The organism is uncultured Parasphingorhabdus sp. (assembly GCF_963975735.1).
In the GTDB taxonomy this organism is placed as follows: Bacteria; Pseudomonadota; Alphaproteobacteria; order Sphingomonadales; family Sphingomonadaceae; genus Parasphingorhabdus.
In genome coordinates this window covers 478,292-495,827 of the sequence record NZ_CAXBIA010000001.1, presented here as the reverse complement: position 1 = coordinate 495,827, position 17,536 = coordinate 478,292, and the positions used below count along the sequence as shown (strand labels likewise).

Genomic DNA, 17,536 nt, shown 5'->3' with positions numbered 1-17,536 from the left:
CTCAGGAGGCGGCTGCCCCCATGGCGGTCGCCATCTGGTTCTGGAATTCCGCGAGATCGAAATAGTCCCGCCATTTGGCGATCTTGCCGTCGTGCATTTCGAACGTGCCCATTACCCGGATGGCAATCCAACGGCCGTTGATCCGGAACTTGTCGGTACGCTCGGTCAACACCGTGTCGCCCTCGGCAACAATATGGTGCACGATCCATTCCGCCCCGTCGGAGCCCATGCCGGAGCCGTCAAAAAACGCTTTGACCGCATCAATGCCGACACAGGGCTCCATCGGGATATTATGATAGAAAATATCGTCCGCCATGGCAGCATAGATCGCATCATAGTCCAGCCGGTTCCAGGCATCGATAAAGTCGAGAACCTGTTGCTTGCTATCGGACATGGTCATACTTCCTTCTATTCTGCTGGCGACACGTCGAGGATCATCTTGCCCTGGTTAGCGCCAGAGAAGAGCTTCATGAAAGCGGCATAGCTATTTTCAATGCCCTTATCGATATCCTCGTCATGCTTGATCTTGCCCTCGGCAAGCCATTGGCCCATTTCGGCGATGCCTTCAGCAAAGCGCGGCGGATAATCGCGAACGAGGAAGCCCTTGATCGTGGCCTGACGCGAGATCAGATACCAGAGATTGCGAATACCGACCGGTTCCGGGCTGTTATACTCGCTGATCAGACCGCAGAGTACGACGCGGCCATATTCGTTGATCGCGGTAATCCCGGCGTCGAGAATTTCGCCGCCGACATTTTCCCAGATGATATCGACGCCATCGGGCGCTGCCGCCGCGATTTCCTTTTCAAGATCGGCCTGGCTCTTGCCGCGATAGTCTATCGCTGCATCGAAACCATAATCGTCGATCAGACGGCGACATTTGTCGGCGCCACCGGCGATACCGACAACCCGGCAGCCCTTGATCTTGCCGATCTGCCCGACCAGCGAACCGACTGCCCCGGCCGCTCCGGTTACCAGCAGCGTTTCGCCAGCCTTGGGCTTTCCGTCATCAATCATACCGAAATAGGCTGTCATCCCGACCGCGCCGAGGACGGAGAGAAAATTGGTCGGCGAAGGAACCAGAGAAGCGTCGACCGGCGATGTGAACCCGCCTGCCTGAACGATCGAATATTCTTCCATCGCGCCGAGCCCGACAACCCATTGTCCTACCGGAAAATCCGGGTTCCTGGATTCTGCAACTCTGCCGACACTGCTCGCCGTAACCGCTGCACCCAGTGCGATTGGCGGCATATAGCTTTCCGCATCACTCATCCAGCCGCGCTGGGCCGGATCAAGCGAGATATAATGATTGCGGACCAGAAACGAACCCTCAGTGAGTTCAGGCAAATCTTCCTCGACCAGCGCGAAATCGCTTTCCTTGGGTGCACCAATCGGACGGCTGACGAGCGTGAATTTGCGGTTCGTGGTCATATATTATCCTTCATTCGCGATTTTATGTGATTTCTTGATTTTCTTGGCGAGCGACCATTTATGGACCTCGGTCGGGCCGTCATAGACCCTGAATGCACGCACTTCGCGGAACACCTGTTCGACCACCGTGTCTTTGCTCAATCCTGTGCCACCCATGACCTGCACGCAATTATCGGCGATTCGGAACAAGGCTTCGGAAACAGCGACCTTCGCCATCGAGCTTTCGGTGGTTCCCAAATCGCCTGTATCGAGTACCCCGGCGCACCAGTCGATCATCAATTCAGCCTGTTTGAGATCGATCTGGTTCTGCGCCAGCATGAAACCGACACCTTCGTGATCGATAAGCGGCTTGCCAAACGCATGCCGTTTGCACGCATAGTCAATCGCGATTTCCTGCGCCCGGTCACAGCAACCAAGCCAGCGCATGCAATGAGTCAGGCGGGCTGGCGACAGTCGCACCTGCGCATATTTGAAACCTTCCCCGCTCTCACCCAGCATCTGGTCTGCGGGAACGCGAAGATTGTCAATTTGCACGACCGAATGACTACCCGGCATCGAGCTGTCGATCGTGTCCAGTACCCGTTCGATTCTGATCGCCGGATCGGGAAGGTCTACAAGGAACATGGTCGCGCCCTCGGCGGACTTCGCCATGATGATCCCTACCTTTGCACCCTTGGCGCCGGTTATGAACGTCTTGCGACCGTTGATCACCCAGTGATTGCCGTCCGGTTCTGCGGTCGTCTGCATCATCATCGGATCGGAACCCGCGCCATTTTCACTGGCCGGTTCGGTCATGAAAAACGCGGAACGCTCGCGGCCGGATACCAGCGGCTCGAGGAACCGCTCTTTCTGCTCCGGCGACGCGCATTTGCCGAGCAGATACATATTGCCCTCGTCGGGCGCGAACGTATTGACCGCCAGCGGCCCCAACGGGGACAATCCGGACTTGCGCAATACCAGCGCCGTCTCCAGATGCGTCAGATGGCTGCCATCCTCACGGATATGCGGCGTCAGAACACCCGCTTCCCTGGCGAGCACCCGCATTTCCTGCACAAGCTCGTCGGTCGGACCATGGTCTTCGCAACGCTCGTCTTTTTCATAGGCAAAAATCTTGTCGCGAACGAATTTCTCAACCCGTTCAGCCATGTCATGCGCCTCGGCGCTGATTTCCTTGGTCATCGAATCTCCTATCTTTGAAGAATCGTTACGGCAGATACGCCCGGCGCGCCATAGACTTGCGTATAGGCCGTTTTCGGATCACCCGGCACCTGCCGCGCGCCTGCCGTACCCCTCAGTTGCACGACATTTTCATATACTTGCCGCAGGCCGGAAGCTCCAATCGGTTCGCCACAAGCGAGACAACCGCCGTCGGTATTGATCGGCAATTGACCATTGATCTCGCTGCGCCCCTCAAGCAGCCATTGTTCCTGTTCGCCCGGCTTGCAAAAACCGTTTTCCGCCATGTGCATGATTTCCGCACCGGATTCCGTATCCTGCAACTGCGCGATATCAATATCCTCCGGCCCCATGCCAGCCTGTTCAAAGGCTGCCTTGGACGCTATTCCGGTTGCTGTTCCGCCGCGCTCGTTATCGATAGAAGCGGCAAATACCTCGAAAGATCCGGCTGGCCGCGTGCGCATAACCGAAGACTTGAGCCGGATGATCGGAACACCCAATTCCCTCGCCTTTTTCTCGCTTGCGAGAATGAGCGCTACAGCTCCTTCGGCTGGCGAACAGAACATATATTTGGTCAGCGGATCACAGATCATCGGCGCGTTCATGATCGTATCGAGATCAACCTCACTGCGCCGCCATGCGTGATCGGTTTTTACCCCGTTGCGGAACGCCTTTTCGGCAACCCGGCCCAATGTTTCGCGGCTGATATTATGCTCGTGCAGATAGCGCATGATTTTCGCACCGAAAAATTGCACGGTCAGCATATAGCCGGCTTCACCATACCAGTTGGGCAGTCCATAGGCCGACGGGTCAGCATTGAAAGCACCGCGCGGATGCTTGTCGAAACCGACCGCCATGCCCATTTCATATTCGCCCGACTTGATCGCGCTCACCGCTGCGTTGAGGGCCGATCCGCCGGTTGCACAGCCATTGGAGACATTGATAAACTGGATACCGGTCAGGCCCAGCTGGGACACCATATTGTCCGCGCTGCCCGAGGCGGCAGAGCCGCCGAAGGCGAACTCGACATCTTTCCATTCGATACCGCTATCTGCCAGTGCCTGCCTGACCGCGAAAATTCCCTGGTCCATGCCGTCACGTCCTTCGGTCCGGCCAAAGGGGTGAATGCCTGCTCCTACGATGCAAACGTCTGACATTATTATTCTCCCTCGACAGGTTTGAAGGCGTGGATGAGCAATTGCTCTTCTGGCGGAGCATCGGGATCCAGCGGGATCACCGTAAACTCTACTTCCATACCGATTTTGACATCATCCGGTTCGATACCGGTCAAGCGCGATTCGACCATCGTCTGGCCCGGCAGGCTGACATAGGCGACCACATAAGGTTTGAATTTTTCCGGATCGGTGGGTCCGATATAGGGGGGCTTGGGCGGAAAACGCTGGACCGTGTAGGTCCAGACTGTTCCGCGGGTGGCCAGCGCAATCGGTTCGATATTATCTGCCGGATTCAATGGCAGCGGGAAAAATATCTGCCCGGTTTCCTTGTTTCTCGCACCGACGAGTGCGTTCATGTCTTCGGTAAACAGATTGTCGGCAATCGGTTGTGCGCTCACAAAGATCTCTCCCTTTTCTGCGAGTCCTATAAGAGGGAAAGCGGGCTGCCAATAACTGCCAAAACGGCTAGGATGGACCGGGTCAGTAGCCCGGATGCACCGCCAGCATGCCGCCATCGACCAGCAGATCGCTCCCCGTAACGAAGCTGCTGTCATCGCCAGCCAGATATACCGCGGCTGCGGCAAGATCACTGCCCTGCCCGATTCGGTTCATCGGCGACATGGCGGCTGCCATTGCAACCATGCCGGGAACAGTCTCCGCCGCGGTATCGATAATAGCGGTGTGGGTCGCGCCAGGAACCAGATTATTGCACCGGATATTCAATCCGCTCTGCGCGCAATGGACCGCCACCGATTTGGACAACATCCGCACCGCGCTTTTGGAGGCCGTATAGGTGACATCACTAGGGAGCGCGGCGAATGCACTGGTCGACGCGATATTGATGATCGAACCACTGGAACCGCCGGGATTTTTCTTCATCGCGGCAATCGCCTTCTGGCACCCCAGCATGACGCCGGTCAGATTGATGCCGAGCAGATGGTGCCAGCTTTCGAGATCGACATCCTCGATATTTTTACCGATCACGATTCCGGCATTATTGACCAATATGTCCAGCCGCCCATGTTCGCTTTGGACCTTAGCCATTACCCGATCCCATGCCTGGGCATCGGACACATCCTGAACCATGAACATTGCGCCGGCCTCGTCAGCAACGGATTGTCCCAGTTCTTCTTGGACATCGGTAGACAAGACTTTGGCGCCTTCCTGAACAAAGCGCTCGACGGTCGCAGCACCGATACCCGATGCCCCGCCGGTCACTATCGCAACCTTGCCCTTCAATTGACCCGACATATTCTTCTCCCTATCAAATTCAGCAGAGGCTTCTCTGGCCCCGACACTCTAGTTCCGGCACAATCTCTTACGAAAGGATGCTCGATGCTGACGCCGGAACATATAAAGCACACCGTGGACCAATATCTGGCCGCAATAAACGCAGGCGACATGCCAGCGGTGATGATGATTTATGCCGATGATGCCGAAGTCGAAGACCCGGTCGGCACAGAACCAAAGCGTGGCGATGATATCCTGGAATTTTATATCAATGCATTTTCCGGCGGCGCCAAGGTCGAGCTGACCGGTCCCGTGCGCATTTCCGAAAAAGCAGCCGCTTTCCCGTTCCGCGCCGAAATCAACCGCCCCGACGGTCAGATCCTGACCGTGGATGTCATCGATATTTTCGAATTTGACCCGGCTGGCAAAGTGAAGAAGATGACGGCCCATTTTGGCCCGGGCAATGTGACCGTCAGAACCGCCTAGGTCGCTCCGCGACTGATCAAAAGCCGGAATTTTTTGCCCAGCGATCACTGTGAAAACCTGCGTCGCCAAACATCTGCTGGGCAACATGGACCCGCTTGAAATAGAGGCCGACATCATATTCGTCGGTCACACCGATTCCGCCGTGCATCTGGATCGCCTCTTGCGTTGCAAGCTGGGCAACCTGCCCTGTTTTTGCCTTGGCCAGTGAGCAGGTCAGTCCCGCATTGTCAAAATCCTCATCAAGATCTTTCAGCGATTTCAGCACGGCCGATTTCATCATTTCGATTTCGGTCGCCAAATGGGCTGCCCGATGTTGCAATCCCTGGAAGGACCCGATTTTCTGGCCGAATTGCTCGCGTTCCTTGAGATAATCCGTAGTGACCCCGAAAACCTCTTGCGCCGAACCGGACATCTCGGCGCTCAGCACGGCACGGCCCGCGGACAAAATGCCTTCCAGCGCGCCGTAGCCGCCATCCAGGTCGCCCAATATATCATCGCCGGTGACCTCGAGGCCATCGACCGAAATATTGGCAGCATTGCGACTGTCTACCATCGGCATGTGCTCGCGGACAATTTCCGGCGCATCTGCATCAACAAGGAACAACGTGATGCCATGCGCGTCACCCTGTTCACCCGACGTGCGGGCAGCGATGATCAGCTTGTCAGCAACATGACCGTCGGCAACGAAAGTTTTCGCGCCGGAAAGGACGAAGCCGTTGCCCTTCGGTTCGGCCGAAAATGCGATCCGGCTGGGATTGTGGCGAGGCCCCTCGTCGACCGCCAATGCGAACAGTCTTTCGCCGCTGCTAATCGCTGCCAGATTTTCCTCTTTTTGCTTTTGAGTTCCATATTGCTGAATCGCGGTTGCGCCCAGAACGGAGGTTGAGAAAAAGGGTGAAGCCGTCAGATTGCGACCCATTTGCTCCGCTAGCACGCCGGCGCCGACATAGCCGAAACCACTGCCGCCATGCGCTTCATCGACGATGATCCCGGCCCATCCCATTTGTGCCATTTCCAACCAGAGTTCGCGACAGAAACCGTCCGCCGGCTTGTTATCGCGGACTTTGCGAAACGCCGATACAGGCGCCTTTTCTATCAGGAACCCGTTTGCCGCATCCTGCAGCATTTGTTGTTCTTCGTTGAGTATCAGCGGCATGACTAATTCGCCCTATTGGCTCGGTAAACCCAAGACACGCTTGGAAATGATGTTGAATTGAACTTCGGTAGTGCCGCCAAGAATGGAATAGGCCCGGTTGTAGAGCCAGTTATTGGCGAGGCTGCCATATTCGATGCCGTCTTCACCGATGATTGCCGCTGTCGTGCCTTCGATATCCATACGCAACTCGGTGCCGCGCTTGGTGAGTTCGGAAGCGACATATTTCAGCATCGACGATTTGGCGCCCAGGCCATTGCCCGCATTGGCTTCGTCGGTCAGCCGTTCAACGGTCAAATTATAGGCCCAGTTGTCGAGCTCCGCTTGCGCTATGCGCTGACGAAGGGATGGATCGTCAAGACGTCCGGCCGCATCCAGTCCGATTTGATCGGCAGCAAATTTCCCCAGACTTTCCGGCCCGGTTGTTCCACGCAGCGGCGACATGGTGCCGAGCATACCGCGCTCATGCACCAGCAGGTTTTTCGCAACATCCCAGCCGCGATTGACCTCGCCGACGACCGATGCATTATTGTCGCCATAGCTTTTGGGCACTTTGACATCGTCGAAAAACGTCTCGCAAAAAGGGGAATGGCCGGAGATGAGCACGATCGGCTTAACGCTAATGCCTTCACTCGCCATATCGATCAGGATGAAAGTGATACCCTGATGTTTGGGGGCATCGAAATCGGTGCGCACCAGACAGAAAATCCAATCGGAAATATCTGCATTGGACGTCCAGACCTTCTGGCCGTTGATCAGCCAGTGATCGCCCTTGTCCTCGCATCGGGTTTTGAGTGAAGCAAGATCCGATCCGGCTCCCGGTTCGGAATAGCCCTGACACCAGCGAATTTCCCCGCGGGCAATTCCGGTCAAATGCTGCTCTTTTTGTTCATGGGTACCAAAAGCAAGCAATGCGGGGCCTAGCATCGATATGCCGAAATTGCTCAGCGGCTTGCGTGCGTTGATCGCCTGCCGCTCTTCCTCAAGGATTTTGGCTTCGTCGGAGGAAAGGCCGGCACCGCCATATTCGGTCGGCCAGGTCGGCACGGTATAGCCTTTGGCCAGCGCGCGCTCGAACCAGAGTTTCTGCGCTTCGGACTGGAATTCCCACTGACGTCCGCCCCAGCACTGGTTTTCCGCCGTAATATCCCCGTCCCGCATTTCTACGGGGCAATTTTCGTCCAGCCAAGTCCGCACTTCTGCGCGGAATTCTTCCAGATCGCTCATGACCTAACCTCTCGTGACAACAGTGTCATATGACAGCCTATACGATGCGGGCACTGTGCATTTAACTAGCGATAACATCGACTGCATCAATCCAGACGGAGCATTTGCTTGCCGAAATTCTGGCCTGCAAACAGACGATTCAATGTTGCAGGAATGTTGTCAAAACCGTTCTGGATATCTTCCTTGAACGTAATCCTGCCCTCCTTGATCCATTGGCGCATACGTTTCTGCGCTTCCGGGAATTCGCTCCCGTAATCGCTCACGATAAAGCCGGACATGGTGGCCCGCTTGAAGATCAGGTTGAAATAATTTTCGGGGCCGGCGGGCAAACCGCCTTGTTCGTAACGCGATATGCCGCCACAAATCGTGACTCGGGCGTGCATCGCCAGATGGGCCAGCGCATCGTTGAGGATGCTGCCGCCGACATTATCGTAAAAGACGTTGATCGACTGGGGGCAATGCTCTTTCAGCTTCGCCCGTACATCGTCGTTCTTATAATCGATCGCCACGTCATAGCCGACTTCGTCGGTCAGCCATTTGCATTTTTCGTCACCGCCAGCGATGCCAATCGTCCGGCATCCGGCAATTTTTGCAATCTGCCCCACCATCGAACCGGTTGCACCGGCCGCGCCGGACACGACGACCGTGTCGCCTGGCTGAGGCCGGCCATGTTTCAGGAGGCCGAAATAAGCCGTCATCCCGGTGGTACCGAGCGCGCCGAGATTGGCGGCCAGCAATTCGTCGTCGGGAACCTTGTTCAAGTCACCGCCACGAACATGGGCATAATCCTGCCAGCGCAACATACCCATGACTTTATCGCCTGCGGCAAAGTCGGGATGCCGCGATTCGACGACGGTCCCTATCCCGGACGCGCGCATCACCTCGCCGATTTCGGTAGGGGCGACATAGCCGCCGATATTTTCCATCCAACCTTTTTGAGCCGGATCGAAACCCAGTATCTCGTTTTTAACCAACACATGGCCTTCGGCACATTCAGGCACCTCGGTGACAACTTTCTTGAAATCATCAGTCAGCAGTCCGCGTCCTCTGGGACGTCCGTTGATCAGCCATTGCCTGTTGTCGGTCATTTTCTCTCTCCATTGGAAGACTTGGCAACCTGTTAGACGGATTCCTGCGATCAACCGAACTGCCAGCTTTGATAGCTGACCGATTAAAATGCTGTCGCAGCAGACAGTATTCTGCGCTCTTGGCAGGACAAAACCTATCGCGAAGCACAGAAGATGAAAGGCACTTATTATAGTGGGCTAGCCGGGAGCCTATCGGATTGCAGGCGGCCATTTCATTGGGCGACAGAGGCTATAGGACAACCACCGGCTTGTGTTTTCCCGATTGATTCGGGGGCTAGACCCGTACCGCTCGAGACTGGTTTCACGATCAACGGGGTCGGGCGACACGCGTGACTAAAAAGCCTGAAATTCGCGTCTCACTCCCTATAACAATAGTGGCGAGTCAGCCCGCTCGCGCTATGAAGTTTTGAACGAAAGCGTCCCCATCAGAGGGCGGCATTACAAAGGAGCAAAGCCTTGGCCAATACTGACATGGCGGACAAAGATGTCCTCATTGATATTTTCACCCGCGCCGACCTGATCATGCAATCGGACATCAAGTTCCGCCAGATGATCGGAGCGGGTCAGCTACAAATTGTCTATTATCCCGTACGCGGCCAGGAAGTGGTCTCCTCGGCGATGATGGCAGCGGTAAACAAAGAGGATTATCTCGTCACAATTTATCGCGGACTGCATGATCAGCTGGCAAAGGGAATCCCTTCGAAAGACCTCTGGGCAGAATTTGCCGGTAAAATGGCCGGAACCTGCAAGGGCAAAGGCGGGCCAATGCATATCACCCATCCCGAAACCGGGGTGATGGTTACCACCGGCATCGTCGGCTCGGGCATCCCGATCGCCAATGGCCTCGCGCTGGCCAGCCAGCTCGACAAGGACGGCAAGGTCACGGTCTGCTGCTTCGGTGATGGCGCGACCAATATCGGCGCATTCCACGAAGGGCTTAACATGGCGCAGGTCTGGAAACTGCCGGTTATCTTCCTGTGCCAGAACAATCTATATTCCGAGCACACTCCCATGTCTTTCGCCACCAGTTCGGATTCGATCAAGCAGCGCGGAGAAGGCCTTGGCCTGCGCTCGGTGCAGGTTAACGGCAATGATGCCAGCGCCATGTATGCAGCGGCAAAAGAAGCCGTCGAATATGCGCGGGCGGGCCATGGACCGACATTGATCGAAGCGATGACCTTCCGTTTCCACGGCCATCTGCTGGGCGACACCAGCCATTATATTCCGAAAGAGGAAATGGAGCAGGCGAAAAAGGATGATCCGATGCCGATCCTGCGCCAGCAGCTGCTCGACATTCAGGTCAGCGAAGCGGATATCGCTGCGATCGAAGCCAAAAATGCGGCGATCATAGAAGAAGCATCGCAGTTCGCGCTCGATGCCCCTTATCCTCCGGGCGATGAATATCGCATCGATGTCCTCGACGTGGAGATTGCAGCATGACCGATAAAGTCGAGAAGCCAAAAGAAATCATGTTCGCCCAGGCTTGTAACATGGCCTTGGCCAAAGCGATGGCAGACGATCCCAAAGTCATCTTGCTGGGCGAAGATATCGCCGACGAGCAAGGCGGGGGCGTGTTTAAAGTGACGCTCGGCCTGTCCGAAAAATTCGGCACCGACCGCGTCCGTTCGACCCCGATTTCCGAACAGGCTATTGTCGGCGCCGCGGTTGGCTCTGCGATGGTCGGCTACAAGCCGGTTGCTGAAATCATGCTGATGAATTTCATCACCGTCGCGATGGACCAGATTGTCAATCACGCGGCAAAACTTCGCTTCATGTCCGGCGGCCAAACCACCGTGCCGCTGACCATCCGCACGACCACCGGCGCAGGTACCGGTCTCGGCGGACAACATAGCGACATGCTCGAAGCGTGGCTCGCCCATGTCCCCGGGCTCAAGGTTGTCGCAGCCTCCAACCCTGCCGATGCTTATGGCCTGCTTTATTCGTCAATCATGGATCCCAACCCGGTGATCTTCATCGAGAATACGCCCGGCTATTTCGTCAAGGGCCCTGCCCCGGCGCCGGACCATGTTGTACCGCTGGGCAAGGCATCAGTTCCCCGCAAAGGCACGGATATTACGCTGATCGGCTACGGCAGCAGTATCAGCCGATGCCATGGCGCTGCGGACAATCTCGCCAAGGATGGTATCTCCTGCGAAATCGTCGATCTTCGCACCATCGCCCCGTTTGACGAAGAAACGGTGCTGAAAAGCGTTGCCAAGACCAAGGCGGCAGTGGTTGTTCACGAAGCGGTGAGAAACTTTGGTGTGGGCGCGGAAATCTCCTCGCGTATCCATGAAGAACTATTCTCCGAACTCAAGGCCCCCGTTGGCCGTGTCGGTTCCGGCTATGCACCGGTTCCTTTTTCTCCTGCGATCGAGAAGGCCTGGATGTTCAATCAGGACGATGTCGAACGTGAAGTACATAAAATCTTAGGGTAAAAATATAATGGCAACAGAAATACGCATACCAAAATTGGGTTTCAGCATGGAAACCGGCATTCTTGCGGAATGGCTGGTCGAAGACGGCGCGGATGTAACCGCGGGTCAGGAAATCTATGCGCTGGAAAATGAGAAATCGACACAGGAAGTTGAATCACCGGCAAGCGGAAAACTGACGATTATCATTCAGGCGGACGGCGAAGAATATCCGGTTGGCGAACTGATCGGAACGATCGAATAGAGACGACCCAGAGGGCTCACTCCTCCTATCTGTTTTGGTAGGAATGTTTGGTTGACTGCAAAACCAAACACCGCGACACACGACGAAGAAAAACAATATACGTCGCGAGGAGTGTAGCCGAATGGCCGAGAATTTTATTGCCGTGATTCCCGAAATTGGTCGACAACGATTTCGCAAGAATCTGGACAGTGTGACCATTACCAATCCGGCCGAAATTCGTCCGGCTGCCGAAGCGGTCCATAAAATTTCTCAATCCTATGGTTTCCGGATCGCGGTTTCGGCTGATATTTCATCGAAGGCACATCTTGTCGATGCCGACGGGAATCTGATCAACAAGGAAGTTTTTGGCTGGGTTGCAGAAGGCGAACGCTGGTGGGAGGACACCCGCCTGGCGCTCAGTTCTCCCCTGCCCCGGGCCTGTCGCTACGAGAGCGAACCGATCTGGTGCAACGCCGACGGCTTTCACGGACATTGGTCGAATGAATATCTCGACAAAATCGACCTCAAGGATTTTTATGCCGAGGGCGCCACAGCCAAATCCGCCATATTGATCCCCGTGCACCTGCCATTCGGCCAGATCGCGGCCGTCAGCTTCACGCCGCTTGACCGGGATATTGCCGACCTTACCGAAGCCTATCGGCTATATTCCGACTTTTTCGGTATCGTCACCAGCCGTTTCGTCACCGGCTATGTTCTGGCCATGCGCGAAAAACACCGGATGCCGGCAAATTGCATCCTATCCAAGCGCGAAGCCGAATGCCTGCACTGGGCCGCGATCGGCAAGACCGACAAGGAGATCAGCATGATCCTGTCGCTCAGCCATGCGACCATCCGCTATCACGTCAACCGGGCGGGACAAAAGCTCAACAGCGTCAATCGTGGGCAGACGATATTCAAGGCCGGCCAGCTGGGATATCTGGGCGCGACCGACTAAGGTCTATTTCCGCAATATCGCGAAGACCGCGGTCATCGTCATCAGCACTTGCTCACCGCAGATTATTCGTCCGCTGCTATAAGCGGTGCGCTTGCTGATCCTGTCTATCCGGGCATAGGCCTCTACCCAGTCGCCGAGCTTTGCCCCGGCCAGAAAGTTGGTGTTGAGGTTCATCGTGGCCACCGGCAGTGCGGGCTTCTCCGCACGGTGCACCTGATAGCTAAGCGCCACATCCGCCAATGTGCCGAGCACACCGCCGTGGGCAACCTTGATATGGTTGATGTGACCCTCGTTGATCCGGGTCGCGACAATGATGCATCCGTCGCCCTGGCGCTCATAATATGGCCCGGCCATGTCCAGAAACGGGCTGGAAAATCTTGCCCGCTCAAAACCGGCCGGGATATTATCCGCCAGAATATTCTCCAACGTCAGGCAACCGCCTTCTTTGGGCTTTTCGGCGGCTCTTCCGAATCCAGCCACAGGTTGAGCGTGTCATGGAAATGGCGGAGCTTGGATTCCTGATATTGGGCAAATAGCGCCACACCATTCGGCTGGCTTTTGATGCCTTTCTGCATGGCTTTGTGATTGAGATAATCCTGATTGAAAATCTTGTTCAGATAGCTGCCAAACTCGGTCGCCTGGGTATAGTCGTCATGCAGGTCTAGGAACGTGCATTTCGCTGGCTCGGGCCGCTCCGCGCCTTCGGGCAACGGGACCATGAACATCACTTCGTGCAGGGATTGCTCCGGATTATCGCCGTCTGGCCGGAACCGGTAGAAGATAGGATTGAAATCCGCCCAGGGGCTGATGTTCGGGAAGACGCTGTAAAAAATCGCATCGACGAGATCGGCATCGCTGATATCATCAACCATGTCGCCCCATGCCGGGCGCATTTCCTCCCGCCGTGCCTGCGCCGCCTCGTCACGCAAGGCATGCGCAGAAACATCGCTATAGACCATCGGCATATTTTCATCGTCCGGTGCAATCTTGCCACCGATCCAGTTGCACATATGCGGATCTGCAGATGTCACATCACCCTCGATATAATTGGCATCCATATCGAAAATGCCGCTCTTGCCATTGGGCAAAGAAACTTTGACGCGATTCTCTTCCAGCCGCTCGAACTTGTGCTTGCTGATCGGATGGACGAAACTCTGGAACGCTTTCTGATCCGGAAAGGCTGTCGGATCGGGATTGACCAGATCGGTATGGGGGCTTGGCTGACCATGGGCCGACATCGCCCGGGACATATTGTGCCAGACATCATATTTGCTGTTCGCATCGGCAAAAGCCGGCATCAGCTCGGGATGGGTGCCGACTACATGATAGGATTCCATGAACGCTTCCTGGGCAATTTTCCAGTTGCACGGCAGCCGCTTGATCATATGCGCCGCCTTGAAACGTCGTTCGAACGGAATCTGGAAATGGCGATCAATATCGCCGAGGAAATCTTCCAGCGGCTCACAATCGCGATCCGGGTTGATGAACACGAAACCGCCCCATTCACCGACGCTGATTTCCTTCAAGCTGTGGGTCTCTGCGGTCACCGATGGGAAATCCCACTGGCAAGGAACTTCCTTCAATTTGCCGTCCAGTTCCCACGACCAGCCATGGAAGGGGCAGCGGAGCGCCTTTTGACCCTTTTTGTGATTGTCGCAAATCGCGCGGCCGCGATGCATGCAGCTATTGGGATAGGCCTTGATCTCGTCTTCCGAGACCCGGACAACCAGAAAAGAAAGTCCGGCAATATCGTAAACGAAAGTATCACCGACATTCTTGATATCATCCTTGTGGCAAGCCATTTGCCAGACGCGTTTCCAGAGTCTCTCGACCTCCCGGTCATGCTCTTCCTTGGTCCAGTAACGGCTGACCTCGACGGTGGTGACGCCGGGCTCCATCGGTGATTCCTCCAGAAAAACAGCCGGGGGCGCAACTTTGTCGCCTTCCAGCAATTCCGTGTAGGAAATACCATTCGACCGATTATGTCCGGTTAAAGTCTCAACCATCATCTTCTCCTGAAAACTAAACGTCTTTGTTTCGATCAAAATAGCCTAAACAAGCCCGTCGGCCACTAGTGAATCTGGCAGCATCGCCTGTTGTTTTTGAGAGGTTAGTCCCCGGTGATTACCTGTGTATCTTTGCATCATATAGAGATGGAAGCGAATCCGTCCCAAAGGAGAAATTTCAAGTGAAGCTTTATTCCAGCCTTGGTCCCAACCCGCGTTTCGTGCGCATGTTCATTCTCGAGAAAGGCCTCGATATAGAACGCGTGCATATCGATATCCTGACCGCCGAAAACCGGCAGCCGGGATTCTCGGACAAGAATATTCTCGGCACGACGCCGGTGCTCGAACTCGACAATGGCTTCATGCTGAGCGAAATCATGGCGATCGCCGAATATCTCGAAGAAACCCATCCCGAACCGGTGCTGATCGGCTCGACCGCTGAGGAGCGCGCCGAAGTAAGGATGTGGACCCGGAGGATCGATCTGGAAATCGCCGTTCCGATGACCCTCGGTTTCCGCGGCGGCGTCGGTCGGCCGATGTTCGAACCACGAATGGATGTTGTCGGCGCAGAAGGCGCAGCAGATCTCTCGCGCATGTCTGACAATAAATGGAAGTGGCTGGACGCTCAGCTCGAGGGCAAGGACTATATCTGCCAGGACAAGTTCACCATGGCGGACCTGATCGCCTATTGTTTCATCCAGTTCGGCTATACGATCGGATGGTCCTTGCCCGAGGGTACGGACAATCTCGCGAAATTTGTCGATCGGATCGGTCAGCGCCCCTCCTCCAAAGTCTGGCAGGACAGCGAATGAGCGAAACTCCAGCCTCCCTCGCCAAGCTCGGCTCGATCATGCAGATCAGCTATGTACCGGACGACTATGACGCGGCGCTCGATTACTGGACCAGTAAAATGGGCGCAGGTCCGTTTTTCCACACCGAAAAAGTCGAGGTGGAAAATGTCAAATATCGCGGAGAGCCGTCCGACATCCAGTTTTCGATGGCGATCGGCTATTGGGGTGACGTCCAGGTCGAACTGATCCGCCCCAACAATGATGCGCCGTCGATGTTCAGGGACTGGCGCGAAAAAGGACTTCAGGGCGTCCAGCATCTCTGCCTGATCGTCGACGATCTCGATCATGCCCGCGCGCTGACCGAAAAAGCCGGCGGCGAAGTCATTCAGGAAGTCAGCCTGCCCGGCGGTGTCGGTGGTGCTTTCTACGCCGATTATGGCGGCGGACCCGGCACTATCATCGAATATCTGCAAATCCCGCAAGCCGGAATCGACGGTTTCGCGGCGATGCGCCAGATGCATCTCGACTGGGATGGCCAAACAAATCCGATAATAGGAAAAGAATAATGACCGAAGCGCCAGAACGCCGCCCCGACCAGAAGCCGATCCAGTGTGTTCTGGTCGCCGCCGGCAAATATCATGATATCGATTATGCCCGGCTGGAAGTGATGAAACTGCTCGCCGAGGATGACCGGATCAGGGTGCGGGTGTTCGAGGATTATGAGAATCTTGACGCGATCAAGAACGCAGATTTTCTGGTCAGCTATACCTGCGACCTCCAGCCCAGCGAGGCAGCGCAAAAGAATATCCAGGATTTTGTCAACGGCGGTGGCCGCTATTTCGCCCTGCACGGAACCAACGCGGTTCTGAAATTTCTGGAAAACGGTCTTGTCGATGCGCCGGATGAAATGCCGGTCTTTGCCGACACGCTTGGTACCCGCTTCCTGTCCCATCCACCGATCATTCCGTTCACGGTCGACAATGCCCAGCCCGATCATCCTTTGGTCAAGGGTATCCCCAGCTTTGAAACCGTCGACGAACAATATCTGGTCGAGACCCGCGCCGAACTCGATGTCCTTCTCGACACCGAATATAATGGCACGGACGATATCAGCGGCTTTGTTCACAGCGACATCACGAAGAGCCGCCATCCGGTCTTCTATATCCGCCGGATGGGCGAAGGCGCGGTCCTCTATTTGACCATGGGTCACTGCCGTGGCCATTATGACATGGAGCCGGTGCTCGACTGGTGGCCCGAAGTGGACCGTTCCGGCTGGCAGCAGCCGATCATCTATGACCTGCTGCGGCGCGGCATCGGCTGGAGCTGCGAAACCGCCATAGCAAAATTCTAACCCCGATTTCACGAAACACAAAGGAGACTACAATGGATTTAGGACTCAAGGGCAAAAAAGTCATTCTCACTGGCGGAAGCCGTGGCCTCGGCCGCGCGGCGCTGGAGCATTTTGCAGCGGAAGGCGCTGATGTCGCTTTCTTCTCGCGCAATGCCGATCAGGTCGCGACCGCGAAAAAAGAACTCGAAGCCCATGGCGGCAAGGTGATCGCCGACGCGCTCGATATGACCGATCTCGACGGCTATGCCAAATGGCTGGAAAAAGCGGCGGGCGATCTCGGCGGCTGCGATATTTTCATCCACAATGTCAGCTCTTCCGGTGCCGGCGCGACCGGTGACTGGGAAGTCACCTTCAACACCGACATACTCGGTGCGGTCAAGGCTATGGAAGTGCTCGAACCCTATCTGGAAAAATCAGACGACGGCAGCGTGATCTTCATGTCTTCCACCGCAGCGTTCGAAACCTTTGTCGCGCCACAGGCATTCAACGCGATGAAAGCCGCGCTGATCACCTTCGGCAGCCAGCTCAGCCAGTCGCTGGGGCCCAAGGGTATCCGCGTCAACATGGTTTCCCCGGGACCGATCAAGTTCCCGGGCGGCAACTGGTCGCAGATTGAAAAGGGCATGCCGGAATTTTACGAAGGCACCAAAGCCGGCTTCGCACTGGGTGATTTCGGCACCGCCGATGACGTCGCCCGCGGCGTCGTCTTCCTCGCCAGCCCTGCATCCAGCTACACCACCGGCGCCCATTTGGTGATCGATGGTGGCTTTACCAAACGCGTACAATTCTAAGTTGAAAAGCTTCCCCTT

At 55.8% G+C, this 17,536-nt stretch carries 20 protein-coding genes; 9 read left to right on the top strand and 11 right to left on the bottom strand.

Annotation, left to right across the window (positions count from 1 at the left end):
- Position 1: 1 nt before the first annotated feature.
- The 6 genes from AACZ86_RS02420 to AACZ86_RS02395 all read right to left on the bottom strand — a co-directional run bounded on the left by AACZ86_RS02420 (position 2) and on the right by AACZ86_RS02395 (position 5,033).
- On the bottom strand, positions 2-394 hold the full coding sequence (locus AACZ86_RS02420) for a limonene-1,2-epoxide hydrolase family protein (protein WP_339689085.1): 393 nt from the start codon (positions 392-394) through the stop codon (positions 2-4).
- A gap of 14 nt (positions 395-408) precedes the next feature.
- Positions 409-1,431 carry an NADP-dependent oxidoreductase gene (locus tag AACZ86_RS02415; protein WP_339689084.1) on the bottom strand — a complete coding sequence of 341 codons (1,023 nt, stop codon included), beginning with the start codon at positions 1,429-1,431 and terminating at the stop codon, positions 409-411.
- A gap of 3 nt (positions 1,432-1,434) precedes the next feature.
- Positions 1,435-2,610 (bottom strand): acyl-CoA dehydrogenase, encoded by a 1,176-nt coding sequence (locus AACZ86_RS02410; RefSeq protein ID WP_339689083.1) that lies wholly within the window; start codon positions 2,608-2,610, stop codon positions 1,435-1,437.
- An 8-nt stretch (positions 2,611-2,618) separates the two neighbouring features.
- Positions 2,619-3,767 carry a thiolase family protein gene (locus AACZ86_RS02405; RefSeq protein ID WP_339689372.1) on the bottom strand — a complete coding sequence of 383 codons (1,149 nt, stop codon included), beginning with the start codon at positions 3,765-3,767 and terminating at the stop codon, positions 2,619-2,621.
- Positions 3,767-4,180, bottom strand: a complete 414-nt coding sequence (locus tag AACZ86_RS02400; RefSeq protein ID WP_339689082.1) for an OB-fold domain-containing protein — start codon at positions 4,178-4,180, stop codon at positions 3,767-3,769. Before AACZ86_RS02400 ends, AACZ86_RS02405 begins: the two co-directional genes overlap by 1 nt.
- A gap of 82 nt (positions 4,181-4,262) precedes the next feature.
- Complete coding sequence (locus AACZ86_RS02395) at positions 4,263-5,033, bottom strand: SDR family oxidoreductase (protein ID WP_339689081.1); 771 nt, start codon at positions 5,031-5,033, stop codon at positions 4,263-4,265.
- Between the two features lie 84 nt (positions 5,034-5,117).
- Between AACZ86_RS02395 and AACZ86_RS02390 the strand changes: the two genes are divergently transcribed.
- Positions 5,118-5,498: a nuclear transport factor 2 family protein gene (locus AACZ86_RS02390; RefSeq protein WP_339689079.1), complete on the top strand. Its 381-nt coding sequence runs from the start codon at positions 5,118-5,120 to the stop codon at positions 5,496-5,498.
- A gap of 16 nt (positions 5,499-5,514) precedes the next feature.
- On the opposite strand, the gene AACZ86_RS02385 is transcribed toward AACZ86_RS02390, so the two are convergent.
- From AACZ86_RS02385 to AACZ86_RS02375, 3 genes are all read right to left on the bottom strand, one after another.
- On the bottom strand, positions 5,515-6,654 hold the full coding sequence (locus AACZ86_RS02385; RefSeq protein ID WP_339689077.1) for an acyl-CoA dehydrogenase family protein: 1,140 nt from the start codon (positions 6,652-6,654) through the stop codon (positions 5,515-5,517).
- A gap of 12 nt (positions 6,655-6,666) precedes the next feature.
- Positions 6,667-7,878 (bottom strand): acyl-CoA dehydrogenase family protein, encoded by a 1,212-nt coding sequence (locus tag AACZ86_RS02380; protein WP_339689076.1) that lies wholly within the window; start codon positions 7,876-7,878, stop codon positions 6,667-6,669.
- Between the two features lie 86 nt (positions 7,879-7,964).
- Positions 7,965-8,966, bottom strand: a complete 1,002-nt coding sequence (locus AACZ86_RS02375; protein WP_339689074.1) for an NADP-dependent oxidoreductase — start codon at positions 8,964-8,966, stop codon at positions 7,965-7,967.
- A 456-nt stretch (positions 8,967-9,422) separates the two neighbouring features.
- Between AACZ86_RS02375 and AACZ86_RS02370 the strand changes: the two genes are divergently transcribed.
- The 4 genes from AACZ86_RS02370 (at position 9,423) to AACZ86_RS02355 (ending at position 12,579) form a co-directional block, all read left to right on the top strand.
- Complete coding sequence (locus AACZ86_RS02370; protein WP_339689073.1) at positions 9,423-10,406, top strand: thiamine pyrophosphate-dependent dehydrogenase E1 component subunit alpha; 984 nt, start codon at positions 9,423-9,425, stop codon at positions 10,404-10,406.
- Positions 10,403-11,404: an alpha-ketoacid dehydrogenase subunit beta gene (locus tag AACZ86_RS02365; RefSeq protein WP_339689072.1), complete on the top strand. Its 1,002-nt coding sequence runs from the start codon at positions 10,403-10,405 to the stop codon at positions 11,402-11,404. Before AACZ86_RS02370 ends, AACZ86_RS02365 begins: the two co-directional genes overlap by 4 nt.
- 7 nt (positions 11,405-11,411) lie before the next feature.
- Positions 11,412-11,645: a biotin/lipoyl-containing protein gene (locus tag AACZ86_RS02360; RefSeq protein ID WP_339689071.1), complete on the top strand. Its 234-nt coding sequence runs from the start codon at positions 11,412-11,414 to the stop codon at positions 11,643-11,645.
- Between the two features lie 121 nt (positions 11,646-11,766).
- Positions 11,767-12,579, top strand: a complete 813-nt coding sequence (locus AACZ86_RS02355) for a helix-turn-helix transcriptional regulator (RefSeq protein ID WP_339689069.1) — start codon at positions 11,767-11,769, stop codon at positions 12,577-12,579.
- A gap of 3 nt (positions 12,580-12,582) precedes the next feature.
- Here AACZ86_RS02355 and AACZ86_RS02350 read toward each other — a convergent pair whose 3' ends face one another.
- Positions 12,583-13,005 (bottom strand): PaaI family thioesterase, encoded by a 423-nt coding sequence (locus tag AACZ86_RS02350; protein ID WP_339689068.1) that lies wholly within the window; start codon positions 13,003-13,005, stop codon positions 12,583-12,585.
- A 2-nt stretch (positions 13,006-13,007) separates the two neighbouring features.
- Positions 13,008-14,585, bottom strand: coding sequence for an aromatic ring-hydroxylating dioxygenase subunit alpha (locus tag AACZ86_RS02345; protein WP_339689067.1), 1,578 nt, complete (start codon positions 14,583-14,585; stop codon positions 13,008-13,010).
- A gap of 182 nt (positions 14,586-14,767) precedes the next feature.
- On the opposite strand from AACZ86_RS02345, the gene AACZ86_RS02340 reads away from it, so the two are divergent.
- From AACZ86_RS02340 to AACZ86_RS02325, 4 genes are read left to right on the top strand one after another with little or no spacing between them, the layout of a single operon-like run.
- The gene (locus AACZ86_RS02340) at positions 14,768-15,397 is read left to right on the top strand and encodes a glutathione S-transferase family protein (RefSeq protein ID WP_339689065.1); all 630 of its coding nucleotides are present in this window, start codon (positions 14,768-14,770) and stop codon (positions 15,395-15,397) included.
- Positions 15,394-15,942: a VOC family protein gene (locus AACZ86_RS02335; protein ID WP_339689063.1), complete on the top strand. Its 549-nt coding sequence runs from the start codon at positions 15,394-15,396 to the stop codon at positions 15,940-15,942. Before AACZ86_RS02340 ends, AACZ86_RS02335 begins: the two co-directional genes overlap by 4 nt.
- Positions 15,942-16,727 carry a ThuA domain-containing protein gene (locus tag AACZ86_RS02330; protein WP_339689062.1) on the top strand — a complete coding sequence of 262 codons (786 nt, stop codon included), beginning with the start codon at positions 15,942-15,944 and terminating at the stop codon, positions 16,725-16,727. The genes AACZ86_RS02335 and AACZ86_RS02330 overlap by 1 nt, the downstream gene beginning before the upstream one ends.
- Before the next feature lie 32 nt (positions 16,728-16,759).
- Complete coding sequence (locus AACZ86_RS02325; protein WP_339689061.1) at positions 16,760-17,518, top strand: SDR family oxidoreductase; 759 nt, start codon at positions 16,760-16,762, stop codon at positions 17,516-17,518.
- Positions 17,519-17,536: the final 18 nt, after the last annotated feature.

What these genes read in the sequence shown, in the direction of transcription:
- AACZ86_RS02420 (WP_339689085.1), bottom strand. Translation starts at nt 394, where the DNA reads ATGTCCGATAGCAAGCAACAGGTTCTCGACTTTATCGATGCCTGGAAC.
- AACZ86_RS02335 (WP_339689063.1), top strand. Translation starts at nt 15,394, where the DNA reads ATGAGCGAAACTCCAGCCTCCCTCGCCAAGCTCGGCTCGATCATGCAG.
- AACZ86_RS02385 (WP_339689077.1), bottom strand. Translation starts at nt 6,654, where the DNA reads ATGCCGCTGATACTCAACGAAGAACAACAAATGCTGCAGGATGCGGCA.
- AACZ86_RS02365 (WP_339689072.1), top strand. Translation starts at nt 10,403, where the DNA reads ATGACCGATAAAGTCGAGAAGCCAAAAGAAATCATGTTCGCCCAGGCT.
- AACZ86_RS02330 (WP_339689062.1), top strand. Translation starts at nt 15,942, where the DNA reads ATGACCGAAGCGCCAGAACGCCGCCCCGACCAGAAGCCGATCCAGTGT.
- AACZ86_RS02395 (WP_339689081.1), bottom strand. Translation starts at nt 5,033, where the DNA reads ATGTCGGGTCAATTGAAGGGCAAGGTTGCGATAGTGACCGGCGGGGCA.
- AACZ86_RS02415 (WP_339689084.1), bottom strand. Translation starts at nt 1,431, where the DNA reads ATGACCACGAACCGCAAATTCACGCTCGTCAGCCGTCCGATTGGTGCA.
- AACZ86_RS02375 (WP_339689074.1), bottom strand. Translation starts at nt 8,966, where the DNA reads ATGACCGACAACAGGCAATGGCTGATCAACGGACGTCCCAGAGGACGC.
- AACZ86_RS02325 (WP_339689061.1), top strand. Translation starts at nt 16,760, where the DNA reads ATGGATTTAGGACTCAAGGGCAAAAAAGTCATTCTCACTGGCGGAAGC.
- AACZ86_RS02410 (WP_339689083.1), bottom strand. Translation starts at nt 2,610, where the DNA reads ATGACCAAGGAAATCAGCGCCGAGGCGCATGACATGGCTGAACGGGTT.
- AACZ86_RS02390 (WP_339689079.1), top strand. Translation starts at nt 5,118, where the DNA reads ATGCTGACGCCGGAACATATAAAGCACACCGTGGACCAATATCTGGCC.
- AACZ86_RS02345 (WP_339689067.1), bottom strand. Translation starts at nt 14,585, where the DNA reads ATGGTTGAGACTTTAACCGGACATAATCGGTCGAATGGTATTTCCTAC.
- AACZ86_RS02380 (WP_339689076.1), bottom strand. Translation starts at nt 7,878, where the DNA reads ATGAGCGATCTGGAAGAATTCCGCGCAGAAGTGCGGACTTGGCTGGAC.
- AACZ86_RS02355 (WP_339689069.1), top strand. Translation starts at nt 11,767, where the DNA reads ATGGCCGAGAATTTTATTGCCGTGATTCCCGAAATTGGTCGACAACGA.
- AACZ86_RS02360 (WP_339689071.1), top strand. Translation starts at nt 11,412, where the DNA reads ATGGCAACAGAAATACGCATACCAAAATTGGGTTTCAGCATGGAAACC.